The following is a 25,551-nucleotide window of genomic DNA, read 5'->3' as shown; positions in this document are numbered from 1 at the left end:
CCTATGGACCAGCTGGCGCTGATTATCGGACTCCTGCTTGCCACAGTCGTGGCGGTGGGTCTGGGGGATAGGCTCCGGCTGCCCTATCCCGTGCTCATGCTGATCCTGGCGGCATCCCTGACGTTCATCCCCGGCTTTCCGGCGATGGATATCTCACCGGAGCTGATCCTGCCCATCTTCCTGCCGCCGCTGCTGTTCGCGACGGCCCAGCGCAGTTCCTGGGCCGTGTTCCGGGTCCGCTGGCGCACGCTGGTCATGCTCGCCGTGGCCCTGGTGGTGGTATCCACGGCAGCAGTCGCCGGGGCGGCCTGGCTCATGATCCCGGGAATCGGGATCCCCGCCGCCATCGCCCTGGGCGCCATGGTGGCTCCGCCGGACCCCGTGGCCGTGGAGTCCGTGGCCGGCCGGGTGCATATGCCGCGGCGGCTCATTACGGTCCTGCAGAGCGAGGGCCTCTTCAATGATGCCGCCGCTATCGTCATCTTCCAGGCTGCCGTGGCGGCGGCCGTCTCCGGCAGCAGGATAGGGCCCGACGTCGTCCTCAAGTTCCTCGTGGGGGCTGCGGTTGCGGTGCTGGTGGGCGTCGCCATGGGCTGGGTCACGGCGCTGATCACCCGGTTGGTGACCTCCATGGTGGCCCGCAGCGCGGTCACCCTGGTTGTACCGTTTGCCGCCTACATCCTCGCCGAGGAAGTGCACGCCTCAGGCGTGATCGCCGTCGTCGTTACCGCCCTGGAGATGCAGCGCCACTCGCGTCCGCAGGACGCCGCCGAACGGGTCACCCGGACGGCCTTCTGGGACGTGGTGGAACTTCTGGTGACCGGCCTGGCCTTCGGGCTGGTGGGGCTGGAAATCCGCCAGGTCATCCACGATGAAGGCACTGAGATCTACGGCATGATCGGCACCGCCGTGGTGGTGTGCGTCATCGTGTTCGCGGTCCGGTTCCTGTGGCTCGGCCTCCTGGCGGCCTCGGCACGCACACGGGAGAACCTGCTGCAGCCCACCTCGGCCAAGGAGGTCCTGATCCTGACCTGGTGCGGGATGCGCGGCCTCGCCACCCTGGCGCTTGCGCTGGCACTGCCCCTCACGCTGGATGACGGAACGCCGTTCCCGGCGCGCGACCACCTGCTGGTCATCGCCTGCGCGGTGCTGCTGGCCACGCTGGTGCTGCCGGGCCTGACACTGCCCTGGCTGATGAAGGTCCTTAAAGCCACCGGAGACGGTTCGGAGGAACGCGACGCCGCCCGGGTGCTCGCCAAGCGGGCGCAGCAGGCTGCCGTCGCCGCGCTGAAGGACAACGACCTCATGAAGGAGCTCCCGCCGGAGAAGGTGGCGCTGGTCAAAGAGAAGATGACGCGCCTGCATGCAGAGCTCCTGGATGGAAGCCTGAAGAACGAATCGGTGGGGGAGAAACGCAAGCGCGGCCGCGAACTCGCCATTGCCGTGCAGACCATCGCGCTCGACGCCGCCCGCCAGGAAGTCGTGGCGGCCCGGAACGAACCGGACATGGACCCGGAAGTCGCGGACCGGGTGCTCCGCCAGCTGGACCTCCGCACCATGATCATGCCGGAGTAGGAACAGTACGAACGGACAGTTGCGGCCCCTGATTCCAGTGCCCCAAGTGTCCGTTCGCGTTCTGGGACGCGGAACCCTAGGCCGAGGCCGCGAGCTCCAGGTCAAGGGTGTTCTTCTCCACGTAGTCCAAGGCGCACCGGACCGCACCCACGGTCACGATTGAGTCACCCAAAGGGGAAGCCGCCACGGTCGGGGGAGTGGCGGTGAACCCGGGAAGCCGTTCGGCGATGGGCTCAAGCAGCACGCCTGCCGAGTTTGCCACGGCGCCTCCGATGACCACCAGCTCAGGGTTAATGATGGTGGCCACGGCCCCGATGACCCTGGCCATGCGGTCAGCCAGCCGCTCCAGGATCTTCAGGGCAACAGCATCCCCGGCGGCGGCAGCGGCGAAAACATGTTCTGCCTCGACGGTGCCGGCCGTGTGCTCCCGGAGCGAGGTTCTGGCCTTCCCGGCCAGGGCCTCCGCAGCCCAGGTGCGGGCCAGGTAGGCGATGCCGAACGTGTCCCCCACACCCTCCACCATGTCAAGGAACGCCAGCTCGCCGGCGCCGCCGCCCCGGCCGTGCAGCAGCCGCCCGCCGTCGATCACTCCCGAGCCGAGGCGTTCACTGGCGAGGATAACGACGACGTCGTCCACGCCGGCCGCCGCACCGCGCCAGCGCTCGCCCAGGGCGGCAAGGTTGGCATCGTTTTCCAGCAGCACCGTCCACCCGCGCAGGTCCCGCAGCGCCGCCTTCAGGCCGACGTCGAACAGTCCCCAGAAGTGCTGGGTCACCAGCACTTCGCCGTTGCGGTCCACAGGGGCCGCGATTCCGGCGCAGACAGCGAGCACCGCGTCAGGGGAGGCCCCCACACTGTGCAGGGCCATCATGGCGGTCCGGTCAACCACGGCGACGCGTTCTTCCGCGGTGATCTCGGCGCCGGCGAACGGCTGGCTGGACCGGCCCAGGGCCTTGCCGCGGAGATCGGACACCACCACAGTGGCCTTGGAGATACCTACGTCCATGCCCAAGACGTATCCGGCACGCTCGTCGAGCTCGAACCGGCGCGCCGGCCTGCCTTTCTGGTAGCCGCCAAAGGCCCGCTGGTTTTCCAGTTCGCGGATCCATCCGCGCTCCATGAGGTCCTCGCAGACGGAAATGGCCGTTGCCCGGGTCAGCCCGGTGGCTTCCATGACTTCCGTGACCGTCACCGCCTGGGAAGCGCGCATGAAGTCGAGCACTGCCCCGGCGCTCACCCGGCGCAGCAGCTGGGGCGTTGCAGCAGTCATTTCCGACATGGTGTTGACCTCTCTGTGCTTTGCACCACATAATACTTGAGGAACTAAATTTAGATTCCAAATAAACGTTGATTGCATATTCACGCAGAGCCTGGCGGGTCGGACGGCCGCCGAACGCCGGCTCTTCTTCCAGCCCTTCACCCGCCTTTTGCAAAGGAGCAACTGTGAACCGCATCCTGAAGCACTGCCCGCCCGCACTGCAGGCACAGCCCCGTCACTCCCGCACGTCAGCCCCTGCCCAGTGAACGCGGCTGTGCCCGCAGCACTGCCCAGCAGGCGTTCCCTGCTCCGGGCCGCCGGACTGGCCGGAGCGGCATTTATGGTTCCCCTTTCCGGCTGTGGCGCCGGGCCCGCTGCACAGAACGGGGTCACCACGCTCCGGTTCATGCAGAACAAACCCGAAGTAGTGGACTACTTCAACCAGGTGATCAAGGATTTTGAGGCGCTGAACCCGGACATCCGGGTGGTCCAGGACTTCAACGAGGGCAACTTTGTTCCGGGCCTCGTCCGCAATGATCCGCCGGATGTGGTGACCCGCGGTTTCGCGCAGGCCACCGCCGACTTCGTCAAGAAGGGCATCTTCGCCGACCTCTCGGACATGCCCGTGGCAAACACCATCGACCCGAAGATGCAGGAGCTCATCAATTCCTGGGGCCAGTACAACGGCACAGAGATCAGTGCCCTGCCGTTCTCGCTTGCGGCAGCCGGCGTCATCTACAACCGTGACATCTTCGAGGCCCAGGGGGTCCCTGTTCCCACCACCTGGGACGGATTCGTTGCGGCCTGCGAGAAGTTCAAGGCGGCCGGCATCGCTCCGATCTATGGAACGTACAAGGACCCCTGGACCCTCGCCCAGGGCATGTTCGATTACGCGTCCGGCGGCACGCTGGACGTTGCGGAATTCTTCATGAAGCTCAAGGCCAGGGGTGCCGGCATCACTAAGGACTCCGCTGAGTCGTTTGCCAACAACTTCGGCCCTGCCCTCCCCAAGATGCTCCAGCTTGCCTCGTTCTCGCAGAACGGAGCGGCCAGCAAGAACTACGCGGACGGCAATGCCGCGTTCGCCAAGGGGCAGGCAGCCATGTATCTGCAGGGCCCGTGGGCACTATCGCAGCTCGTGGCAGCCAACAAGGACATCAGGCTGGGAACGTTCCCGCTGCCGGTGACGAACAACCCGGCGGAGACCAAGGCGCGCGTGAACGTGGATATGGCGCTCTCGATCACCCGCAACACGCCCAACATGGCTGCGGCTCGGCGGTTCGTCAACTACCTGCTGGAACCGTCCGTGGTGAACACGTACAACGAGAAGAATGCTGCGTTCTCGCCGCTCAAGGACGCTCCCGCCGTTAGCAATCCGCAGATCACCGGGTTGAATGCTGCGGTCCAAGAGGCCCGCTACTTCCAGGGCGCCGTTACCTACTTCCCGCCGTCGGTCCCCGTAAACAACTACATCCAGTCCTTCGTGTACGGCAAGAACGGCGATCAGTTCCTTTCCGCGCTCGACGACGAATGGCGCCGGGTCGCCGAGCGTACCGCGGTCTAACCCTCACCCCGAATGCAGGAGCCTCAATGACTACAACATCCCGGGTGGCACAGACAGCCCGTCCCGCAGCCCCCAAGAACCCGACGTCCGCCCCCGCCGGCACGGCCCGGACCAGGAACAGGATCGACCCCACGTATTACTGGATGGTGGTTCCCGTCCTCGCACTGTTCGCCTTTTTCATCACCCTGCCGGCGCTCGTGGGCGTCTTCTTCAGCCTCACGAACTACGCCGGCTACGGTGACTGGAAATTCATCGGACTGATGAACTACGTCAACATCTTCAAAGACCCGGCAATTCTCCAGTCCTACATCTTCACGTTCGTGTTCGCCCTCACCACCACGGTGGTGGTCAACATCGTGGCGCTCGCCATCGCCCTGGGCCTCAACGCGAAGATCAAATGGCGCACCGGCATCCGCACCGTTTTCTTCATCCCCATGGTGCTCTCCGCCCTGATCGTCTCCTTCGTGTTCAACTACCTGTTCTCCAACACGCTTCCGGTGCTGGCTGAACGGTTCGGCGTCACTCCGTTGGCCACGAGCATCCTCGCCAACGAAAACCTTGCCTGGCTCGCCATCGTGCTCGTCACGGTGTGGCAGGCGGCGCCGGGCGCCACCATCATCTACCTGGCAGGCCTCCAGAGCGTGCCGTCCGAGGTCTACGAAGCCGCGGACCTCGATGGTGCGGGCAGTTTCCGGCAGTTCGTCAGCCTGACGCTGCCGTTGATCATGGGGTATCTCGTGATCAACATCATCCTCGGATTCAAAGGCTTCCTGGGTACCTACGAGGTCATCGTGGGCCTTACCGGCGGCGGACCCGGCATGGCAACCCAGTCCGTGGCGATGCGCATCTTCTCCGGCTTCACGGGCGGGGACTATTCCTACCAGATGGCCAACGCCGTCATCTACTTCCTGATCACCTTGCTGATCTCCGTCATCCAGCTGCGCCTTATCCAGCGCCGGGGGGTTTCACTCTAATGACCGCATCCACACTTGCCGCGCGGAAAGCTTCCGGACCGAAGGCCCGTGCCGCCACGACCCGCCGGTCCAACAGCGAAGGCTTCAAGATCAACTGGTGGCTCACCGCGCTAATGCTGGCCGCGTCGCTGACCGTCCTGCTGCCGCTGTACTTCACCGTGGCCATGGCATTGAAGTCCCCGGACCAGATCGGCACCGGCACTGGACTCGCCTGGCCGAACCCGATGAACTGGGAGAACTTTGCCGCCGCCTACGTGGCCACCAACTTTCCGAGGGCCTTCATGTCCACGGCGTTTGTTACGGTGTTGAGCGTCCTGGGCTCGCTGGCCAGCAGCTCCCTGGTGGCCTATGCCATTGCACGGAACTGGAACCACCGTTTCTTCCGGGGATCGTTCGTCTACCTGCTCTCGGCAATGTTCATCCCGTTCCCCGTGATCATCCTGCCCCTGATCAAGCAGACGGCACTGCTCGGCCTGGACAATCCCGCCGGCGTCGTGTTCCTGCACGTCCTCGGCGGGATCTCCTTCAACACCTTGCTTTACATCGCCTTTGTCCGCTCCATCCCGGTGGAGCTCGAGGAATCGGCCCGCATGGACGGCGCCACCACATGGCAGGTATTCCGGAAGATCATCTTCCCGCTGCTGGCCCCCATGAACGCCACCGTGGGGATCTTCGCCTTCCTCGGCTCCTGGAACGACTTCCTGCTGCCGCAGATGATGATTGCCGATCCCGCGCTGCAGACCCTGCCCGTGGTGCAGATGCTCTTCCAGGGCGAATTCAACACCAACTACAGCCTCGCCTTCGCGTCCTACCTGATGGCCATGGCCCCCACCCTGGTGGTTTACATCCTGGCGCAACGTTGGGTACTGTCCGGAGTCATGCGCGGCGCAGTGAAATAGGACCCGTGAAATAGGACGCAGTGAAGCAGGCGCACCAACCGGACGCCTCAGCATTTTTCCAATACCCAAGAACACCCGACACAAGAAAAGGAATCTCCTTTGTCCACCACCGCCACTCTGGCAACCCTGTCCGACTCAAACCTCGCAGCCGATCCCAACTGGTGGCGCCAGGCCTCCGTGTACCAGATCTATCCGCGCAGCTTCTCGGATTCGAACGGTGACGGCCTGGGCGACATCAAGGGCATCACCGCCAAAGTGCCCTACCTGAAGGAACTGGGGATCGACGCCGTGTGGCTCAGCCCGTTCTACCCCTCCGCGCTCGCAGACGGCGGTTACGACGTCGACGACTACCGCAACGTTGACCCCAAGCTGGGCACCCTGGAGGACTTCGCCGAAATGTCCGCCGCGCTGCACGAGGCCGGCATCAAGCTCATCGCGGACATCGTCCCCAACCACTCCTCGAACCGGCACGAATGGTTCAAGGAAGCACTCGCCGCACCGCGGGGCTCCGCCGCCCGCGAACGCTACATCTTCCGTGACGGCCTGGGCGAGAACGGCGAGCTGCCGCCGTCGGACTGGGACTCCGTCTTCGGCGGTCCCGCCTGGGAGCGCATCACCGAACCGGACGGCACGCCGGGCCAGTGGTACATGCACATCTTCGCCAAGGAGCAGCCGGACCTGAACTGGTCCAACCGCGAAATCCGCGATGACTTCCTGAAGACCCTTCGCTTCTGGTCCGACCGCGGCGTGGACGGCTTCCGCGTGGACGTGGCACACGCCCTCACCAAGGACCTCACCGAGCCCCTTCTCTCCAAGGTCGAACTCAGCGAGGCAAACACCGGCACTGACGGTTTCGCCGACGGCTCGCACCCCTTCTGGGACCGCGACGAAGTCCACGAGATCTACGCCGAATGGCGTGAGGTGTTCAACGAGTACAACCCGCCGCGCACCGCCGTCGCCGAAGCCTGGGTGCACGCCACCCGGCGCGCCCGCTACGCCAGCCCGCAGGGCCTGGGCCAGGCGTTCAACTTCGACCTCCTGCAGGCCGATTTTGATGCCGAGGAGTTCCAGGAAATCATCACCCGGAACCTCGCCGAGGCAACGGCTACCGGCGCATCCTCGACGTGGGTCTTCTCCAACCACGACGTCGTCCGGCACGCCACCCGCTATGGCCTCCCGATGGGCGGCGGAGTCCACGCCAAGGGCCAGGACGGCAAGGGCTGGCTGCTGGCCGGCGCGCCGGCTGAGGAACTGGATGTCGAGCTCGGCCTGCGCCGCGCCCGTGCGGCCAGCCTGCTGATGCTTGCCCTCCCGGGCTCGGCCTACCTGTACCAGGGCGAGGAACTTGGCCTGCAGGAAGTGGCCGAGATCCCGGACTCGGAGCGCCAGGACCCGTCCTTCTTCCGAAACAAGGGCGTGGAGATCGGCCGTGACGGCTGCCGCGTGCCGCTGCCGTGGTCCACGGCTGGAACGTCCTTCGGCTTCGGCGCCGGCGATGCCCACCTGCCCCAGCCGGCATGGTTCGCCCGCTACGCAGTGGACGCCCAGGACGGCGTGGAGGGCTCCACCCTGGAGCTGTACCGCAAGGCGCTGAAACTGCGTCGCGAGCTGCAGACGGCCGAAGAGCTGGAATGGGTGGAGACCGGCAACCCCGAGGTCCTGCACTTCAGTCGCCACGGCGGCTGGCAGTCGGTGACCAACTTCGGTGCGGAGCCGGTGGAACTCCCGGCAGGCGAGGTCCTGCTCAGCAGCGCCCCGCTGGACGGAAAGCTGCTGCCCGGCAACACCACTGTCTGGCTGCGGTGAGCGCTCCTTTGAAAGGAAAGGCTGGCCGGGTGCAGGGGGAAACCCCGGCGCCCGGCCAGCCCGGCCAGTCCGGCGTGCCCGGCCAGGAACTGATCTACGGCTGCATGGGCCTGGGCGGCAGCTGGTCCGCCGAGCCGTATGCCACTGAGCACGTGGAGCAGGCTGCCGCTGCGATTGACGCCGCCCTGGACTCAGGCATCTCTTTGTTCGACCACGCGGACATCTACCGCAGCGGCAAGTCCGAGGCCGTCTTCGGTGAAGTCCTCGCGATCACGCCGGGGCTGCGGGAACGGATCCGGCTCCAGACCAAGTGCGGCATCAGGCTCAACGAGCAGGGACTGGAAACCCACTACGACCTGAGCCGCGGCGGGATCCTCGAGCGGGTCAACGGCAGCCTTAAACGGCTGAAGACCGACTATGTGGATGTCCTCCTGCTGCACCGCCCCGACCCGCTGGCGGACCCCGCCGAGGTGGCGTCCGCCGTCGGGCAGCTGATGCGGGAAGGCAAAGTGCGGCAGGTGGGCGTGTCCAACATGTCCGCACCGCAGATCGAGATGCTGCAGGACTACCTGGAAACCCCGGTGGTGGCCAACCAGCTGGAGATGAGCCTGCTGAAACGGGCCTGGCTGGAAAGCACTGTGCTGGTGAACCACGCGGAGGGGCTGGATTACAGCTTCCCGCACGGCACCGTGGAGTACTGCAGCCGGCAGGGGATCACCCTGCAGGCATACGGGGCGCTGGCCCGGGGACACTACAGCGGAGCTCCGCCGGAAAGCCCGACGCCGGCCGAGGCCGCCACTGTGGCGCTTGTTGCCGGCATGGCGAAGGCCAAGGGAACCACGCGTGAGGCCATCCTCCTCGGCTGGCTCATGCGGCACCCGGCCGGGATCGCACCGGTGATCGGAACCGCCAACCCGGACCGCATTCGCGCGTGCGCCGGAGCGGCCCGGGTTGCCGCGGCCATGACCCGCGCCGAGTGGTACCGGCTCTGGGTGACGGCCCGGGGGAGCAACATCCCCTAAGAACTAGAGCGGCGCCACCACCGAGTAGGTGGAGGAGTCGCCCTGCAGGGCCTGGCTCGGCTTGCCGTCGATGCCCACGGGGATGTCGCCGGCAATGGTCACGCGGTTGAGCTTGCGCGGCTGGCCGTCATAGTTGTCCGGGGCGTAGTGCTGGGTGATGCGGTTGTCGAAGAGCACCAGCTGGTTCGGCTCCCAGTTCACCCTCACCACGTTCTCCGGACGCGTGACGTAGGCCTGCAGCAGCCGGATGATGTCCTTGGACTCGGTGTTGGACAGCCCCACGATCCGCAGCCGCTGCGCGAAGCCTCCAATGAACAACCCGCGCTCGCCGGTCAGCGGGTGGACCCGGACCACCGGGTGGGCCGTCTCGAACTTCAGCCGGGTGAACTCCTTGCGGCGCTCCTCCGCGTTTTCGTGCTCCAGGTTTTTCGGCACCGAGTAGTCGTAGTCGTTCGTGTGAATGGCCCAGAGGGTGTCCGCGAAGTTCCGCAGCTCCTCGGGCAGGTCGCGGTAGGCGCCGGCCGAGGACGCGATCAGCGTTTCGCCGCCGTACGCGGGGAGGTCGATGCTGCGCAGGGTGGAGGCCTGCGGCGGGTTGACCACGAACGTGACATCCGTGTGCCAGTTGTTGGCGGAGCCGTTCTCGCTGTCCACCGGCAGGACGTTCTCCTCGCCTTCCACGGAGGCCACGGTGGGGTGCCCCTTCGTGAGCGGACCAAAGTGGCTGGCGAACTTCACCTGTGCCTCGTCCGTGAGGATGTTGGCCTCGCGGAACACCAGCGCCTTGTGCTCGTTGAGTGCGGCCCGGATCTGCGCGACGGTCCCGGCAGAGAGGTCCCCGCTCAAGTCCAGGCCGCGGATTTCAGCCCCGATGCGGGAACCCAGTTTGGCGAATTCGAGCTTGGTTTCGGTGATGGTGGTCATTGCTTTTTCCTTACTGGTTGATCGTGCGGATTGGTGAAACGGTTGGAAGCGGTTAGTTGCCGGATCCGACGGCGGTGCGCCAGCGGGAGAAGTGCCGTTCCAGGGCCACGAGCAGGATGTTGACCGCCAGCCCCAGGATGGAGACTGTGAGGATGCCGGCGTACATGTCCGGGATGAGGAAACTCATCTGCGAATTCACGATCAGGTAGCCCAGCCCGGCCTTGGCACCCACCATTTCGGCCGCGATCAGCACCAGGATGGAGGACGTGCCCGCCATCCGGATGCCGGTGAAGATGGTGGGGACTGCGGAGGGCAGGATGACCTTCTGGAAGAGCCGGAAACTGTTCAACCCCAACGACCGAGCCGCCCGGATCAGCAGCGGATCCACGGTCCGGACGCCGGCGATGGTGTTCAGGAGCACCGGGAAGAACGCCGCGTAGGCCACGATGGTGATCTTCGATTCCTCGCCGATGCCCAGCAGCAGAGTGAATACCGGAAGCAGCGCCAGCGTGGCCGTGTTCCGGAACAGCTCCAGCAGCGGGCTCAGGAAGGAACTCAGCCAGCCGTACCAGGCGATCAGCAGCCCCAGCACGACGGCGGACACCACCGCGATGCTGAAACCGGACACAGAGCGGGTGAGGCTCGCCTGCAGGTGGCTCTGCAGCTGCCCGTTCTCCAGCAGCTTCCCGCCGGCCGCGATGACGTCGTGCAGCGGCGGCAGGAACACCCGGGTGGACGGGCTGGCAAGGTACGTCGGGCCCAGTTCCCAGAGAGCGAGGAACAGCAGCACGGCGAGGGACTTCCAGCCCGCCCGTCCTGCGATCCCGGCCAGGGCAGCGAACCTGCCCGCCGGCGTCGGGCGCTGTCCGTCTTCCGGAGCGGGTCCGGTCTGCCCGGAACGTCCGACGGCGGCAGCCGCCTCGGGCGGCCGGGTCAACACTGCGCTCATCAGGCAGCGCTCCTTTCCTGGGGTTGTTCGTCGGGGGCCGTGCCGTCAGGGAGGATCTTGCGGTGTCCGGAGTCCTGGGCGAGCTTGACCTCATCGTGCAGGAGCGACCAGACCTGGTGCCGGTGTTCCACGAACGCCGGGTGCGAGCGGACGTCGCCGACACCCCCGCGGTCCGGGATGTTGATGTCCACGAACTCCTTGAGCCGGCCCGGGCGTGCGCTGAGGACGGCCACGCGCTGGCCCAGGTAGACGGCCTCGTCGATTCCGTGGGTGATGAAGACGATGGTCTTGCCCGTGGCCTTCCAGATCCGCAGTAGTTCGTCCTGGAGCTGCTCACGGGTCTGCGCGTCCAGGGCCGCGAAAGGTTCGTCCATGAGCAGGATGTCCGGCTCATAGGCGAGGCTCCTGGCGATGGCCACGCGCTGTTTCATACCACCGGACAGTTCGTGCGGGTAGCGATCCTCGAACCCGGCCAGCCCCACGAGGTCCAGGAACTCGCTGGCCTTCGCGGCCCGTTCCTTCCGGGACAGGCCCGAGTTTTCGAGCCCGATGGAGATGTTGGCCGACGCGGTCCGCCAGGGGAAGAGCGCGTACTGCTGAAAGACCACGGCGCGGTCCTGGCCCGGGCCGGTCACCTCCTTGCCGTCCACCAGCAAGCTGCCGGAGGTGGGGCGGGACAGGCCCGCCAGCAGGTCAAGCAGTGTGGTCTTGCCGGAACCGCTGGGGCCCACCAGTGTAAGGAATTCACCGGGGGCGACGTCCAGGCTGAGGTCATCCAAGGCAGTCAGCACGGACGGACCTGCCTGCTTCCGCGTGCCCTTGCCCTGGCGCACCGCGAATTCCTTGGTGACGTTCCGGAGGCTGATTTTCGGCGTCATGGTTGTCCTTTCACGTTGCTGGTGCTGCCGTTGATACGGGCGCTCATCCGGTCACCAGGGCGTTGAACTCGTTGGTGTAGAGCTTCTTCGGGTCCAGTTCGCCCTTGATGATTCCGGTGTCCTTGAGCCACTTGCCCCAGCGGGTGAAATCCTCATCCTTGATCTCGCCCTTGGCGGGTACGCCCACGCTCTTCCAGTACTGCAGCGCTGCCGGGTTCTCGTTGCGGCCGCGTTCCTGCAGGATCCTGGTAAAGCGGGCGATCACTTCCTCGCGGGGCGTGGTCCGCTCCCATTCGATGGCCTTGGCCACCCCGGTGGTGAATGTGCGGGTGGTGTTTGGGTTCTTCGCGATGAAGTCGGTGCGTAGCACGTAGGGGCCGCCGGCGAAGGTGCCGAAAAGTTCGGCGTCACTGAACACCGACCGCAGGCCGCCGTTTGCGATCGCCCTGTCCTGCAGGATGCTGCCCAGCGAACCGGCATCCACCTGGCCGCGGCGGATGGCCTCCTCGGTGTCGTTGGGCGGCACCACCACCAGCTGCACCTGCTTGATTTCCTCGGCGCTCAGACCGTTCTTCTGCAGGTAGGTGTTGATGACGGCGTCCGCGTGTGCTCCGAGGGTGTTCACCGCGATCTTCTTGCCGATGAAGTCCCGGGCCGTGCGGATGGGACTGTCTTCCTTGACGTAGAAGCCGTTGAAGGTCTTCTCGTCTTCGCCGTAGTAGTTGATGACGGCCTTGACCGGGGCGCCGGCTTCCACCAGCTTCACCACCGCTCCGGCGAACGCGCCACCAAAATCCGTCTGCCCTGTGGCCGCGGACTGGATGTCCTGCGGGCCGCTGATGGTGTTGCCCACCCAGTTGAGCTTGACGTCGCCGAAGTAGCCGAGGTCCTGGGCAAGTTCCGGCAGCGTTACCGTGTTGGCCCAGCCCTGGTAGCGGAGCTCCTTCACCTCGGTGGCGCCGCCGGCACTTCCGCCGGCCGAGGTTGCCCCTGCCGCGCCGCCGCCGCAGCCCGACACCGTCATCGCGATGACGACGGCGGCCGCGGCACTCATGATGGTCAGGTGTCGTTTCATTCGGGGTTCCTTTGTGATGCATCGGGGATGTCTTGGACTGAAGCGGCGATGGCCGGTTGCCTGCCGCTGGAACGATGTAAGCGCACGTTCCGGGGCGAGGGGAAGCGTTGCTGTCACGCCGGGAAACCCGCGGAAATGCGGGGAAACAGGGCGAAACGGCGGGTCACAAGACGTCCCGTTTCGCCCGGTAACGGCCCGTGAAGGGAGTTTGACGCGCCTGCCGTGTCGGATTTTGGTCGTATTGTTCGCCGTATTGTTCTCCCGTTGGGAAGCTGTTACTTAGCGTTGGGGGGCTCCGGGCGGATACGGTAGGAGTATGACCACCTCTACCTCCGCTGCCGTCGACACCGTACGGCCCGAACGAAACATCCCCGCCGAAATTGCCCGTTCGTGGCTTTTGGTGAACGCAATGAAGCCTGAGCTTTTTGACGTCTCGGCCGTGTCGCGCGCGGACTCGATCATTCTCGACATCGAGGACGCGGTGGACCCCTCGCAGAAGGACGCCGCCCGCGAACACGTCATCAACTGGCTGACCGCCGGCGGCCAGGCCTGGGTGCGCATCAACGACGCCACCAGCCCGTTCTGGGCTGCTGACCTCGCCGGCCTTCGTGGAACCCCGGGCCTGCTCGGCGTCATGCTGGCCAAGACCGAGTCCGCTGACCAGGTCACCGAGAGCTACCACCGCATGGACGGCAAGACCCCCGTGATTCCGCTGGTGGAATCCGCCGTCGGCATCGAGGAAGCCAACAACATCGCCAAGGCCCAGGGCGCGTTCCGCCTGGCGTTCGGTTCCGGCGATTTCCGCCGCGACACCGGCATGGCGGCCACTCCCGAGGCCATGGCATACCCGCGCGCCAAGCTGGTTGTTGCCAGCCGGGTGGGCAACCTCCCGGGCCCCATCGACGGCCCCACGGTGGGAACCAACCACCCGATCCTGCGCGAACAGACCGGCATCACCGTGATGATGGGCATGACCGGCAAGCTCTGCCTGGCCATCGACCAGACCAACGTCATCAACGAAGTCATCAGCCCCACGCCGTCGGACGTCGCCTGGGCCACGGACTTCATGGCCGACTTCGAAGCCAATGGCCGCGTCATCCGCGACGGCTCCGACCTGCCGCGCCTGGGCCGCGCCGAGAAGATCATGAAACTCGCCGTCGCCTTTGGGGTGCAGCCGGCACTCTAGCGCCGCCGCAGCCCCAGCCAAGAGGAGACCCCGTGACCGATACCCGCTATCTGGTCCACGGGGTCTTTTGGGATGGTGCGCCGCCCGGTTCCCTGGCTGGTCCCGGGTCAGGAAAGCGCGACGGAGGAACTCCGGTCATGCGCCTGCAGGACCCTTCCGGCGGTTTCCGGGAGGTGGGGCTCGACGCCGGCCGCCGGCTGGGTTTCCGGGTCGCCGCCGAAGGCAAGTTCTGCGTTGGACATCACAAGGTGTACGGCCCGGCTGACCGGGACCACGTCCTCTGCCCCGCCAAGGCGCCGGCCGTCAGGGGGAGCCAGTGCGAGCGCTGCTTCGTGGTGGACGATTCCCGGCTCATCCACGACTTCCACCGCGGCGGAGGTGTCCCGCCGGGGCTTCGCGCCTACCTGATGCAGCAGCACTGGCTGTACGTGGCAACGTTCGCCAACGGCGCCAGCAAGGTCGGCACCGCCTCGGACCCACGGAAATGGAACCGGCTGGCCGAGCAGGGAGCCGTGGTGGCACGCTACGTGGCGCGAGCGGACGACGGCCGGGTGGTCCGGATCCTTGAAGAGATGCTGACCCGCGACGCCGGGCTCCCGCAACAGGTCCGGTCGGCAGCCAAGGCCGCCGCCCTGGCGGCACCGGCACCCGCCGTCGAACTTGATGCGCTGAACCGGCAGCTGGCCGGTGATGCACGCGCACTGCTGGTCCGCGGCGGCGGGGAGGGGTTCGGGGTGGTGGACGAACAGTGGGTCCGGCCGGTCCTTGCAGACCGGGCGTGCGCGGCCGCGGTCCGGCACGCTTACCCGCAGGACCTGGGCCGTGGAGCACACGGATTCCGGATTGCCGCGCTGAGCGGAAGTATCGCCGTGGCTGCCCTGGAAGGCACCGAACTTGAGTTCGTGGTGAACCTAGGGCAGCTGAAGGCCCGGAGCGTGGACTTCGGAGACCACCATTCTTCGGAAGTTCCGGCCGTGCAGGAATCGTTGTTCTGAGGCCGGCACATAGAATGGGACGGTGCTGAACGAATTCTGGGCCACCGCATCCACCTCCTACAAGGTGCTCGTTTTCAGCGCCATGGGCCTGATCGCCGTCGGCATTGTCCTCAACCTGGTGGGCAACACTTCCGGCAACCAGGGCCTCGCCGTCGCGTCACTGCCGGTGATCGGCGCTGGCCTGGTCCTGCACGTTGTGGGGATCGTGGTGCGGGGCCAGCAGATCCGGAAGAACCTCAAGCGCTAGCAGCGGCATTCCGCAGCACATGGCTGCGGGCGTGTTCCACGGCCGCCGGCAGTGTGCTGAACAGGTGCTTGTGGTGCCGGAGGGAACGGATCACACCCACGTTGGTCACAAGTTCCAGGTGCTCCGGCTGGACCCCCTTCAGCAGAACGGTGATTCCGCGGAGTTCCAGCGCCGAGATGACTTCCACAAGGGCGTGTGCGCCCGTGGCGTCCAGCATGCGCACCTGGGACAAACGGATGATGGCCACTTGGATGTCCTTTACCTCGTTGATTTCCTGCAGGATCCGTTCCGCCGCCCCGAAGAACATGGCGCCGTCGAGCCTGAAGATGGCGATGTGGGAATCTCCTTCGGCGGGCGCGCCCGTGAGGGCCTCCCGGCGGACGCCGCTCAGTGAGGCAAACTTCCGCAGCGTCAGCAGGGCGGCAGCGGCCAGTCCGATCTGGATGGCGATGATCAGGTCGAAAGCCACGGTGATCAGGGCAGTGAGGATGAAGACTGCCGCATCAGACCGGGTGGAACGGAGAATGGCGCTGACCGTCTGGGTCGAAACCATTCGCGTGGCCGTGACCATCAGGACTCCGCCCAGCACGGCCAGCGGAATCCGTCCGACCAATCCTGCCGCGAGGTAGATGATTGCCAACAGCACCAGGGCGTGGACCACGGCCGCCAGCCGTGTCTTCGCTCCGGACCGGACGTTGACGGCGGACCGGGCGATGGCGCCGGTTGCGGGCATTCCGCCGAACAGTCCGGCCGCAATGGACGCCAGCCCCTGTCCGGTCAGTTCGCGGTCCGGGCTGTAGCGGCCGCCGGGCCTGCCGTCCGGGCCCACCATTCCCGCCGCCACCCGGGCGGAGAGCAGTGACTCAATGGCCGCCAGCGCGGCGATGGACAGTGCCGGCATCATGAGGTCGCCAAGAGCTGCGGGGTCGATCATGGGCACGGCAGGGGCGGGCAGGGAATGCGGCAGCGCGCCGATCCGGGGAATGTCCAGGCGGAGCAGCTCCGCGGCCACGGTGACCAGCAGCACGGCGGTCAGGCTGGCAGGCAGCGACTTGTGAACCTTGGGTACCACAAACATGATGGCCGCGACTGCAACCACTACGGCAAGGGTCTGGATGACGGTGGGAAACGCGGCTCCCGAGGCGGCTTCGATCGCCGCAACGAGGGTGTTGTGACCCGGGATGCCCGCTGTTCCAGTGGCCAGGGGCACCTGCTGGAGGAAGATGATGGCGGCAATGCCGAGGGTAAATCCTTCCACCACAGGCCAGGGGATGAAAGCAACGGCGCGGCCCAGTCCGCTGATGCCGAGTGCGCAGACAATGAGCCCTGCCAGCAGCGAAACAATCGGAATGCTGCCGGCGCCGTGGCTGGCCACCACAGGGGCGAGGACCACCACCATGGCGCCGGTGGGGCCGGAGACCTGGACGTTGGAGCCGCCCATGATGGCCGCCACCAGGCCGGCAACCACCGCAGTGATCAGTCCGGCTTCGGCGCCCACTCCGGAGCTGACGCCGAACGCCAGCGCCAGGGGAAGTGCAACGATCCCCACCGTGATGCCCGCAGTGAGGTCCGTCTTCCACGAGGAGCGCAGCCCGTCGTAATCGCGGCGGGACGGCAGGAATGCCCGCAGCGTCCGCATCCGGCTCACGAGGACGGGCCGGAGAGATGGGCGACCGGCAATTCCTGCGCCAGGCGGAGCTGCTCGTTGGAGTCCGCCAAGGTATCCAGCAGGAACGTCCGGGAAATGGCCAGGAGCTCTGCGATTTTGGGGTGCGCCAGGCGGTACGTCACGGCATTCGCCGACCGCACGGAGGTCACCACCTTGTGCCGGCGCAGCGTTGCCAGGTGCTGGGAGAGGTGGGAAGCCTCCAGCCCGGTTTCGGCCAGGAGGAAGCTGACCGGTGCTGTCGTGTCCGGCGCAGCAGCCAGCAGTTCGAGGATCCTGATGCGCGCCGGGTGGGCGAGGGCCTTGAAGAGGTTGGCCTTGATTTCGTACAAAGGGGCCTGCGCCGCTGAGAGCATGGGGACCTGCTGTCGCCTGGTTCGCGCAGCAGCCGTGCGAAGGGCCGCCGCATGAATTGATGGGATGATGAATCCATCATACCGCGTAGGGGTGTAACCCGCCAGACCCCGCTGCGTAACAGGCCGTGAACCGGCCCGCCTCCCTCCTCGTAACCTGCCGCTGGCCTGACGGCGGGGAGCGATAGGCTTGAGGCCATGACTATCAATCCGGATCTGCAGGGCCGTAGCTACCCTGCCGCAGAGGTGTACGACGTCGGCCGCGAGAAGATCCGCGAGTTCGCCAGGGCGGTCAAGGCAACCCATCCCGCGCACTTCGACCTGGAAGCAGCCCGGGCCCTTGGCCACAGCGACCTCGTGGCCCCTCCCACTTTCGCCATCATCATTGCCCAGCGCGCCGATGCCCAGCTGATCGAGGATCCGGAGTCCGGCATCGACTTCTCCCGCGTGGTTCACGCTGACCAGCGCTTTATCCACCACAGGCCCATCTTCGCCGGTGACCGCCTGGTGGCGGAGCTGCACGTGGACGGTGTCCGTGCCATGGGCGGCGGTGCGATGATCACCACGCGCTCGGAAATCTTCGCCCTCACCGGCGCCGACGACTCCGGTGCTTCCCGGGAGGCCGTCTCCACCACCACCTCGTCCATCCTGGTCCGCGGAGAGGGACAGTAACCATGAGCACTGCATCCATTGCCCCCGTTTTTTCCGATCTTGCCGTCGGCCAGGACCTTGGCAGCCGCAGCATCGCCGTCACCCGCCAGGACCTGGTGAAATATGCCGGCGCGTCCGGCGACTTCAACCCGATCCACTGGAACGAGGCTTTCGCTTCCGGAGTCGGCCTGCCCGGCGTTATTGCCCATGGCATGTTCACGATGGGGGCAGCAGTCCAGCTGGTGACCGACTGGGCGGGCGACCCCGCCGCCGTCGTGGATTTCCAGACCCGCTTCACCAAGCCGGTCCTGGTCGCCGACACCACCGGCACGGACGAGCCTGGGGCCGTCATCGAGGTCAGTGGCGCCATTGGCGCGCTTGACGCGGATGCCGGCACCGCCCGCGTGGACCTCACCGTCGTCTCCGCAGGACAGAAGGTCCTGATGAAGGCCCAGGCTGTCGTCAGGCTTGCGTGACAACGATGCTTCCGTGACCAGGAACGTCTTCACCCCGTCCGCCGAGGTCACGCACTGGCGCAATGCCGTGGTGGTGGCCTACGGGGCAAGTGGAGTCGCGTTTTCCACCTGGGTGTCCCGGCTGCCGGCCATCAGGGACGGGCTGGACCTGACCCCCGGCACGGTAGGACTTCTCCTGCTCTGCATGACGGCCGGTTCGTTTCTTTCCGTCTCCGCCTCGGGGCTGATCGTCCTCCGGCTGGGATCCAAGAGGACCATCCGGATCGGCAGCATCATGGTGGGTGTCGGGCTGTTACTGGCCGGATTCGGCACCTCGGTGCTCGCCAGCCCGGTGGCGGTTGCCGTCGGCCTGGCCGTCATCGGGCTCGGCACCGCCAGCTGGAACACCGCATCCAATGTCGAAGGCGCGGCGGTGGAACGCGCCGTCCGCCGGCACATCATGCCCCGGCTGCACGGCTCCTTCAGCCTGGGAACGGTCGCCGGAGCCGGGCTTGGTGCCTGGGCTGCCGGTGCCGGCATCCCCGTGTTCTGGCATCTTGCGGCGGGAGGGCTTGTGGTGGCCGGCTCGGTGGCAACCGCCGCTTCCTGGTTCCGTGCGGACATTACGCCGGTGCAGGGGGCACGCCCGTTCAAAGCGTCCGGTACAGACACGTTCGAGGACCCGTCCACGGGACCCATTCCCATCGTCCGGCAGACGGACGCCGTCCCGGAACAGCCGCTGGACAACAAGCGTCTGATCGCCCAGGCCTGGCGTGACAAGCGCACGCTGCTGCTGGGCGTCATGGTCCTTGGGCTTGCCCTCGCAGAAGGGGCTGCAGGCGACTGGGTGGCGCTGGCCCTGGCCGACGGCCACGGCCAGACGGATGCTGCCGGGGCGGCGGGCTACGGCCTGTTCGTCACCTTCATGACCATTGGCCGCTTTGCCGGCACCCTGGTCCTGGACCGTTTTGGCAGGGTCCCGGTCATGCGCTGGTGCGCCGCGCTGGCAGTAGCCGGCCTGGGGCTGTTCGTGTTCGCCCCCGTTCCGTGGCTGGCATTCGTGGCGCTGGCTGTCTGGGGCCTCGGTGCTTCGCTGGGGTTCCCGGTTGGCATGTCCGCCGCGGCAGACGATCCGGTCAAGGCAGCCGCCCGCGTGTCCGTGGTGTCCACCATCGGGTACGGTGCGTTCCTGTGCGGTCCGCCGCTGCTGGGGCTGCTGGCCGAACACGTCGGCATCCTCCACTCGCTCCTTGCCGTGATGGTGATGCTCGTGGTCAGCTTCCTGCTGTCCCCGGTGGCCCGGAAGCTCTCCTGATCCGCTCCGATGCCAATGACAGATAGGCTGGACAGGTGACCCAGACTTTGCTTTCCGACCTGACCACTGCCGCCGTCGGCGGTCCCGCCGGCAACTACATCGAGGCCCGCACGGAGGCGGAAATCATCGACGCCGTCCGTTCAGCGGACGCCGCCGGTGAGAAGTTGCTGATCGTCGCGGGCGGGTCCAACCTGCTGATTTCAGATGCCGGTTACCCCGGCACCGTGCTCCGGATCGCCTCTGAAGGGTTCGCCGTCAACTCCGAGGACACCTGCGGCGGCGTCGCCGTGGTGGTCCAGGCAGGGCACAACTGGGACGCCCTCGTGGAACACGCTGTGCGCCACGCGTGGTCCGGAATCGAAGCGCTCTCCGGCATCCCGGGATCCACCGGCGCCACTCCGGTGCAGAACGTGGGAGCCTATGGCGCCGACGTTTCCCAGACCATTGCCGCGGTGCGGACCTGGGACCGGGAAAAGAACGCCGTCCGCACCTTCACGAATTCCGAACTGAAGTTTGGCTACCGGGACTCGATCCTCAAACAGACCACCGTCCAGGGCTCCCCGCGCTTCGTTGTGCTCACTGTCGAGTTCCAGCTGCCGCTGGGCCGGATGAGTGCGCCCATCCGCTATGCCGAGTTGGCGAAGTCTCTGGGCGTCGAAGCCGGTGAAAGGGCGTACGCCAACGATGTGCGCCGTGAGGTCCTGCGGCTCCGTGCCTCCAAGGGCATGGTCCTGGACCCGGAAGACCGTGACACCTATTCCACAGGGTCCTTCTTCACGAATCCGATCGTACCGGCGGAGGCGGCAGAACGGCTCCCCGAAGACGCTCCCCGCTACCCGGCCGGGGCGGACGGGCTCGTCAAGCTGTCTGCCGCCTGGCTGATCGACCATGCCGGCTTCGGTAAGGGATACGGGCTGGAAGCCGGGAGTGTCTCCGGCGGGCGGGCGTCGCTGTCCACCAAGCACACGCTGGCCATCACCAACCGGGGTGCAGCGAGTGCGGCAGACATGGTGGCCGTGGCGCGCGAGGTGAGGCGCGGCGTCGTCGAGCGCTTTGGTATTGAACTGCACCCGGAGCCGCTGCTCATCGGCGTCGAGCTCTAGCCGCTCCGATGTCCAGGCGCCCCGGCTAATTCCGGCGGTGCCGCGGAGTGACCTTGCTGAACAGCATGAACGTGAACCCGGAAGCCGCTGCACCCAGCAGGAAGACCTGGCAAAAGGCCACGGACTGTGCGCTGGGGCCGTTGCGGAGGACCAGCCCGGCACAGGCGAACACCACGGCCCCCGCCAGCAGCGCGAAGGCGGCCAGCAGGAAGCTCTTGATCGTAGGCGGCATGTCGCCGCCTGGATCCTGGGCAGCACGGTTGGCGTCATGGTCAACAGCCCGCCAGCCGCCGTGCCGGGGCTGCAGCAGGGAGGCTGCGAGGAAACTGAGGACAGCCACCCCCATGCTGACCGCCGAAAAGAACTGCAGGGCCTCCACGGTGGGGGAGAGGCTCGTGCCGCCGGCAACCGCGATGGAGAGTCCTGCGGCCATTCCGGCAGCGCTTGTGGCCCAGCCCAGCAGGGCAAGGGCCCGGCACAGGGGCCGCAGGTGCGGCCAGAGCTCTCCGACAGTCATTCAACCAGCGTAGGGACCCCGGCTGTAAACCGGCTGGGAGCATGCCGTGCACTCCCCGTACGGCACTGCCCGGGACTGCGGACCCGCATGGCGGGGGTGCAACCTACGATGGGGGTATGCGAACAGGCGCACGGCCCCGGATCACACGGCACGTCATCGGACGGCTGCGCCTCGCCGCGCAGGGGCTGCTGGCGCCGGCGTTCGATTCTGCGCCGGACGCCGTACGGTGGATGACCGCCATGCAGGCCCAGGACATGCAGGCGGTACTTTGGGCCGTGGGGCTGAGGGTCCGCACCGCCGGCGTTGACACCGTCCGGTCCGCGCTGGATGAAGGGCTGGTTGTCCGCTCGTGGCCCATGCGCGGAACCCTCCACCTGCTGGCTCCGGAGGACCTTCGCTGGATCCTGAACATCACGGCCGACCGCCAGCTCCAGGGAATGGGCGGGCGACACCGGGAGCTGGAGATTGATGCCCGGGACGTGGACGCTGCCCGTGACGCGGCCCTGGAACTGGTCTCGGGCGGCGGCTCGGCCACGCGGCAGCAGCTTTTCGAGGCCTTTGAAGCCGCGGGCCAGTCCACGGTAGGACAGCGCGGCATCCACCTGCTGGGGATCCTGTGCCAGCGGGCCTGGCTCGTGCAGGGACCGCTCGCGGGAAACCAGCAGCTCATCAAGGCCTTTGACGAGTGGATTCCGAAATCCCGCGAGCTGGACCGCGCGGAGGGCATAGCCGAGCTGGTGCTGAGGTACATGACCAGTCACGGCCCTGCGACGGAACGTGACTTTGCATGGTGGTCCAGCACGCGCGTGACGGAGGTCCGCAGCGCCCTGGCCCAGGTGTCGGACCAGCTCGTTGAGCTGGAATTTGAAGGAGCCAGTTACTGGATGTCTCCGGCCACCGCGGCGCTGCTCGACGACGGCGTGCCCGGCCAGCGCTCGCTGTTGGCGCTGCCGGGGTTCGATGAGTTCCTGCTCGGCTACACGGACCGTTCCCTCGTGCTTCCGCCCGAGCACGCCCAGAAAGTGGTTCCGGGCGGCAACGGGATGTTCAAGAAGACAATCGTGGCCGGCGGCGAAGTGATAGGCACCTGGGCACTCAAAGGCGCCGGGCGGACTGCCGCCGTCGTGCCTGAACCCTTTGACACGGTTAACGGACTGCGGCCTGCCGCCCAAAGGTCATTTGAGCTGCAGGCCGCGAGGTACCTGAAGTTCCTCGGCCAGGCGCCGTAGCGCCCGGTGCCTGGAACGGGAACGTCCTTAGAGCGTGCCGGTGGCGATGTTGAGCATGCGGCGCAGCGGTTCGGCGGCGCCCCAGAGGAGCTGGTCACCCACAGTGAAGGCGCTGATGTATTCCGGGCCCATTTCGAGCTTGCGGATACGGCCCACCGGGATGTCCAGCGTCCCTGAGGCGGCCACCGGGGTCAGGCTCGCCATGGAGTCTTCCTTGGTGTTGGGCACCACCTTGGCCCATTCGTTGTCCGCGTCCAGGAGCTTCTCGATCTCGGCCACGGAGAGGTCTTCGCGGAGCTTGAGCGTGAGGGCCTGGGAGTGCGAACGCATCGCGCCGATCCGGATGCACAGGCCGTCCATGATGATGTGGTTTTCGCCGGAGGTTCCGAGGATCTTGTTGGTCTCGACCCCGGCCTTCCACTCTTCCTTGGACTGGCCGTTGCCCAGGTCCGCGTCGATCCAAGGGATCAGCGAGCCGGCCAGCGGGACGCCGAACTGCGTCGCGTCGATGTCGGTGCGCTGGTGTGCCAGGACCTTGCGGTCAATTTCCAGGATGGCCGACGCCGGGTCGTCCAGTTCCGAGCTGACCTCGGCGTTGAGCGTGCCGAACTGGCTGAGCAGCTCGCGCATGTGGCGGGCGCCGCCGCCGGAGGCAGCCTGGTAGGTCATGGAGGTGCCCCACTCGACGAGGCCATTCTTGAACAGGCCGCCCAGGCCCATCAGCATGCAGGACACGGTGCAGTTTCCGCCGATGAAGTCCTTGGTGCCGTTGGCGAGGCCCTTGTCGATGACGTCGCGGTTGATGGGGTCCAGCACGATGATCGAGTCGTCATTCATTCGCAGGGTGGAGGCGGCGTCGATCCAGAGGCCGTCCCAGCCGCGGCTGCGCAGCTCACCGTGGACCTGCTTGGTGTAATCGCCGCCCTGGGCGGTAACAATAATCGGCAGCTTAGCCAGCGTGTCGACGTCGAACGCGTCCTCGAGCTTGCCTGCGCCTTCCGCAAAAGATGGCGCCGCACCTCCGGCGTTGGAGGTGGAGAAGAACACCGGGTTGATGCTGGCGAAGTCGCCTTCATCCTGCATGCGCTGCATCAGGACGGAGCCGACCATGCCGCGCCATCCGACCAGGCCGACGGAGGGGGTAGCTGCTGTAGTCATTCGACCAGTTTAGACTTCGGAACCGGCACGGCGCAGTCGGTTACGTCACGCCCGGGATGCACGCCTGCCGAGGCGCGTTGCCTGGCGCTTTTTGAAGTAGTAGGCCCAGGCTGTGGGAACAATCCGCCTGAGCCGCTATTCGGCGTCGCGCTGTTCGAGCACTGCCGCCTTGCGGAGGCGCAGCGCGTACACGGCACCGAACGCGAACGCCTGCGTCACCACGACGAGCACGATCGCGCCGGCGATCTTGTTGCCGCCCAGGATCATGGTCAGTCCCACGATCGCGGAGAGAAGGGCCAGCAGCGGGAGCAGCATGTAGCCCAGGACAAAGAGTGTTTCCGGCTTCTTCAGCATGGTCCTAGGCCTCCGTCCGGCGCCACATCGTGAACCGGTAACGGGTACCGGTGGCAGACGTCAGCCAGCCGGTGGCCGGCTCGCTGGCGGCCAGCTTCCATTCGTAACCGAGCTCGGGCGCGTACGTGTCGCCGTCGGTCTCGGAGTCGATGAATGTCACCACTGCGACGTCGGCGATGTCCAGGGTCTGCGCGAAGATTTCCCCGCCGCCCAGCACCCACACCGTTTCGTGGCCGGGCGCGAACTGTGATTCCAGCAGCGCGTCGTCGAGCGATTTCACCGCGATGGCGCCCCGGGCGTCGGGAGTGTCGCCCCAGCCCTCCTGGCGCGTCACCACAATGTTGGTGCGCCCGGGCAGCGGACGGTACTTGTCCGGGAACGAGAGCCAGGTTTTGCGCCCCATGATCACCGGGTGCCCGGTGGTGAGCCGGGTGAAGTGCTTCATGTCCTCGGGAAGGTGCCACGGCATGTCGCCGTCCTTGCCGATCACACCTGCCGTGGTCTGGGCCCAGACGAGCCCCACTCCGGTGGTTCCGTCGGCAATTTTTTCAGTGAAGGCCAGGGGATCCATGGCGTTGTCGGTGCTCATACTGCGATCGGCGCCTTAATCGTAGGGTGGTGCTGGTATCCGACCACTTCGAAGTCGTCCAGCGTGTAGTCAAAAATGGAGTCCGGCTTGCGGAGGATCTTCAGCTGCGGGTATTCGTACGGCTCCCGCTTCAGCTGCTTGAGCACCTGGTCCATGTGGTTGTCGTAAATGTGCACGTCGCCGCCGGTCCAGACGAACTCACCGGGCTCCAGGCCCACCTGCTGGGCCAGCATGCAGGTCAGCAGCGCATAGGAAGCGATGTTAAACGGGACGCCAAGGAAGGTGTCCGCGGAGCGCTGGTACAGCTGGCAGGACAGCTTGCCGTCAGCAACGTAGAACTGGAAGAACGCGTGGCACGCCGGCAGGGCCATGTCCTGAAGCTCAGCCACGTTCCAGGCAGAGACGATGTGCCGGCGCGAGTCCGGGTTGGACTTGAGGTTCTCCACCAGCTCGGCGATCTGGTCGATGTGGCCGCCGTCGGGCGTCGGCCAGCTGCGCCACTGCACTCCGTAAACGGGACCCAGTTCGCCGTCGGCGTCGGCCCATTCGTTCCAGATGGTGACGCCCTGGTCCTGCATCCATTTCACGTTGGTTTCGCCGCGCAGGAACCATAGAAGTTCAACTGCCACCGACTTGAAATGAACGCGCTTGGTGGTGATCAGCGGAAAGCTTTGGCTGAGGTCAAAGCGCATCTGCCGCCCGAACACGCTGAGCGTGCCGGTGCCGGTGCGGTCAGATTTGTGCGTGCCGTTGGCAAGGACGTCACGCAGGAGGTCTTCATAGGGCGTTGGAATGCTCACGGTCCCAGT

Annotated in this window: 26 protein-coding genes; 14 read left to right on the top strand and 12 right to left on the bottom strand. The window is 66.2% G+C overall.

Translation table 11 applies throughout. The features are described from left to right. The first annotated feature begins 3 nt into the window (after positions 1–3). A complete protein-coding gene (locus JOE41_RS05255; RefSeq protein ID WP_209751252.1) occupies positions 4–1,575 on the top strand; it encodes a Na+/H+ antiporter in 1,572 nt (523 codons plus the stop codon). Between the two features lie 76 nt (positions 1,576–1,651). On the opposite strand, the gene JOE41_RS05250 is transcribed toward JOE41_RS05255, so the two are convergent. Next, positions 1,652–2,854 (bottom strand): ROK family transcriptional regulator, encoded by a 1,203-nt coding sequence (locus JOE41_RS05250; protein ID WP_209751251.1) that lies wholly within the window; start codon positions 2,852–2,854, stop codon positions 1,652–1,654. Positions 2,855–3,239: 385 nt separating this feature from the next. Between JOE41_RS05250 and JOE41_RS05245 the strand changes: the two genes are divergently transcribed. The 5 genes from JOE41_RS05245 (at position 3,240) to JOE41_RS05225 (ending at position 9,098) form a co-directional block, all read left to right on the top strand. Continuing rightward, the gene (locus JOE41_RS05245) at positions 3,240–4,397 is read left to right on the top strand and encodes an ABC transporter substrate-binding protein (protein WP_245200632.1); all 1,158 of its coding nucleotides are present in this window, start codon (positions 3,240–3,242) and stop codon (positions 4,395–4,397) included. A gap of 26 nt (positions 4,398–4,423) precedes the next feature. Then, positions 4,424–5,371 carry a carbohydrate ABC transporter permease gene (locus tag JOE41_RS05240; RefSeq protein WP_209751246.1) on the top strand — a complete coding sequence of 316 codons (948 nt, stop codon included), beginning with the start codon at positions 4,424–4,426 and terminating at the stop codon, positions 5,369–5,371. Continuing rightward, positions 5,371–6,270, top strand: coding sequence for a carbohydrate ABC transporter permease (locus JOE41_RS05235; protein ID WP_209751244.1), 900 nt, complete (start codon positions 5,371–5,373; stop codon positions 6,268–6,270). The genes JOE41_RS05240 and JOE41_RS05235 overlap by 1 nt, the downstream gene beginning before the upstream one ends. A 99-nt stretch (positions 6,271–6,369) precedes the next feature. After that, the gene (locus JOE41_RS05230) at positions 6,370–8,076 is read left to right on the top strand and encodes an alpha-amylase family glycosyl hydrolase (protein ID WP_209751242.1); all 1,707 of its coding nucleotides are present in this window, start codon (positions 6,370–6,372) and stop codon (positions 8,074–8,076) included. Positions 8,077–8,105: 29 nt separating this feature from the next. Beyond that, entirely contained in the window at positions 8,106–9,098 is a 993-nt protein-coding gene (locus JOE41_RS05225; protein ID WP_307800666.1) for an aldo/keto reductase, read from the top strand. A gap of 3 nt (positions 9,099–9,101) precedes the next feature. On the opposite strand, the gene JOE41_RS05220 is transcribed toward JOE41_RS05225, so the two are convergent. From JOE41_RS05220 to JOE41_RS05205, 4 genes are read right to left on the bottom strand one after another with little or no spacing between them, the layout of a single operon-like run. Then, entirely contained in the window at positions 9,102–10,022 is a 921-nt protein-coding gene (locus tag JOE41_RS05220) for a TauD/TfdA family dioxygenase (protein WP_209751240.1), read from the bottom strand. Between the two features lie 52 nt (positions 10,023–10,074). Beyond that, positions 10,075–10,971, bottom strand: coding sequence for an ABC transporter permease (locus JOE41_RS05215; protein WP_209751238.1), 897 nt, complete (start codon positions 10,969–10,971; stop codon positions 10,075–10,077). After that, positions 10,971–11,849 (bottom strand): ABC transporter ATP-binding protein, encoded by an 879-nt coding sequence (locus JOE41_RS05210; protein WP_209751236.1) that lies wholly within the window; start codon positions 11,847–11,849, stop codon positions 10,971–10,973. The genes JOE41_RS05215 and JOE41_RS05210 overlap by 1 nt, the downstream gene beginning before the upstream one ends. 43 nt (positions 11,850–11,892) lie before the next feature. After that, positions 11,893–12,924 carry an ABC transporter substrate-binding protein gene (locus tag JOE41_RS05205; protein ID WP_011692864.1) on the bottom strand — a complete coding sequence of 344 codons (1,032 nt, stop codon included), beginning with the start codon at positions 12,922–12,924 and terminating at the stop codon, positions 11,893–11,895. Between the two features lie 316 nt (positions 12,925–13,240). Here JOE41_RS05205 and JOE41_RS05200 point away from each other — a divergent pair, with 316 nt between their 5' ends. Genes JOE41_RS05200 through JOE41_RS05190 form a run of 3 tightly spaced genes read left to right on the top strand, consistent with a single transcriptional unit; the run spans position 13,241 to position 15,352 of the window. Further along, the gene (locus tag JOE41_RS05200) at positions 13,241–14,110 is read left to right on the top strand and encodes a CoA ester lyase (protein WP_011692863.1); all 870 of its coding nucleotides are present in this window, start codon (positions 13,241–13,243) and stop codon (positions 14,108–14,110) included. Positions 14,111–14,142: 32 nt separating this feature from the next. Next, entirely contained in the window at positions 14,143–15,105 is a 963-nt protein-coding gene (locus tag JOE41_RS05195) for a DUF2797 domain-containing protein (RefSeq protein ID WP_209751234.1), read from the top strand. 22 nt (positions 15,106–15,127) lie between these two features. Continuing rightward, complete coding sequence (locus JOE41_RS05190) at positions 15,128–15,352, top strand: DUF3188 domain-containing protein (RefSeq protein WP_011692861.1); 225 nt, start codon at positions 15,128–15,130, stop codon at positions 15,350–15,352. Here JOE41_RS05190 and JOE41_RS05185 read toward each other — a convergent pair. Continuing rightward, positions 15,342–16,991 carry a SulP family inorganic anion transporter gene (locus JOE41_RS05185; protein ID WP_209753548.1) on the bottom strand — a complete coding sequence of 550 codons (1,650 nt, stop codon included), beginning with the start codon at positions 16,989–16,991 and terminating at the stop codon, positions 15,342–15,344. The two genes, JOE41_RS05190 and JOE41_RS05185, sit on opposite strands and share 11 nt — an antisense overlap. A gap of 5 nt (positions 16,992–16,996) precedes the next feature. Continuing rightward, complete coding sequence (locus tag JOE41_RS05180) at positions 16,997–17,374, bottom strand: metalloregulator ArsR/SmtB family transcription factor (protein ID WP_011692859.1); 378 nt, start codon at positions 17,372–17,374, stop codon at positions 16,997–16,999. Positions 17,375–17,569: 195 nt separating this feature from the next. On the opposite strand from JOE41_RS05180, the gene JOE41_RS05175 reads away from it, so the two are divergent. From JOE41_RS05175 to JOE41_RS05160, 4 genes are read left to right on the top strand one after another with little or no spacing between them, the layout of a single operon-like run. Beyond that, positions 17,570–18,043: a MaoC family dehydratase N-terminal domain-containing protein gene (locus JOE41_RS05175; protein WP_011692858.1), complete on the top strand. Its 474-nt coding sequence runs from the start codon at positions 17,570–17,572 to the stop codon at positions 18,041–18,043. A 2-nt stretch (positions 18,044–18,045) separates the two neighbouring features. Next, positions 18,046–18,498, top strand: coding sequence for a MaoC family dehydratase (locus JOE41_RS05170; RefSeq protein ID WP_011692857.1), 453 nt, complete (start codon positions 18,046–18,048; stop codon positions 18,496–18,498). A 13-nt stretch (positions 18,499–18,511) separates the two neighbouring features. Next, positions 18,512–19,792, top strand: coding sequence for a sugar MFS transporter (locus JOE41_RS05165; protein WP_209751232.1), 1,281 nt, complete (start codon positions 18,512–18,514; stop codon positions 19,790–19,792). Positions 19,793–19,827: 35 nt separating this feature from the next. Further along, positions 19,828–20,895: a UDP-N-acetylmuramate dehydrogenase gene (locus JOE41_RS05160; RefSeq protein WP_209751230.1), complete on the top strand. Its 1,068-nt coding sequence runs from the start codon at positions 19,828–19,830 to the stop codon at positions 20,893–20,895. Between the two features lie 25 nt (positions 20,896–20,920). On the opposite strand, the gene JOE41_RS05155 is transcribed toward JOE41_RS05160, so the two are convergent. Continuing rightward, positions 20,921–21,412 carry a hypothetical protein gene (locus JOE41_RS05155; protein WP_011692854.1) on the bottom strand — a complete coding sequence of 164 codons (492 nt, stop codon included), beginning with the start codon at positions 21,410–21,412 and terminating at the stop codon, positions 20,921–20,923. Between the two features lie 116 nt (positions 21,413–21,528). Between JOE41_RS05155 and JOE41_RS05150 the strand changes: the two genes are divergently transcribed. Beyond that, a complete protein-coding gene (locus tag JOE41_RS05150; protein ID WP_209751228.1) occupies positions 21,529–22,641 on the top strand; it encodes a winged helix DNA-binding domain-containing protein in 1,113 nt (370 codons plus the stop codon). 27 nt (positions 22,642–22,668) lie between these two features. Here JOE41_RS05150 and asd read toward each other — a convergent pair whose 3' ends face one another. From asd to JOE41_RS05130, 4 genes are all read right to left on the bottom strand, one after another. Next, positions 22,669–23,799 carry an aspartate-semialdehyde dehydrogenase gene (gene asd, locus JOE41_RS05145; RefSeq protein ID WP_209751227.1) on the bottom strand — a complete coding sequence of 377 codons (1,131 nt, stop codon included), beginning with the start codon at positions 23,797–23,799 and terminating at the stop codon, positions 22,669–22,671. A gap of 135 nt (positions 23,800–23,934) precedes the next feature. Continuing rightward, positions 23,935–24,153 carry an NF038396 family protein gene (locus JOE41_RS05140; protein WP_011692851.1) on the bottom strand — a complete coding sequence of 73 codons (219 nt, stop codon included), beginning with the start codon at positions 24,151–24,153 and terminating at the stop codon, positions 23,935–23,937. Between the two features lie 4 nt (positions 24,154–24,157). Beyond that, positions 24,158–24,742, bottom strand: coding sequence for a dihydrofolate reductase (locus tag JOE41_RS05135; RefSeq protein ID WP_011692850.1), 585 nt, complete (start codon positions 24,740–24,742; stop codon positions 24,158–24,160). Continuing rightward, positions 24,739–25,542 carry a thymidylate synthase gene (locus JOE41_RS05130; RefSeq protein WP_209751224.1) on the bottom strand — a complete coding sequence of 268 codons (804 nt, stop codon included), beginning with the start codon at positions 25,540–25,542 and terminating at the stop codon, positions 24,739–24,741. The genes JOE41_RS05135 and JOE41_RS05130 overlap by 4 nt, the downstream gene beginning before the upstream one ends. Positions 25,543–25,551: the final 9 nt, after the last annotated feature.

This window comes from Arthrobacter sp. PvP103 (genome assembly GCF_017833075.1).
Taxonomy (GTDB): domain Bacteria; phylum Actinomycetota; class Actinomycetes; order Actinomycetales; family Micrococcaceae; genus Arthrobacter.
This window is presented reverse-complemented; position numbering and strand designations above follow the sequence as displayed.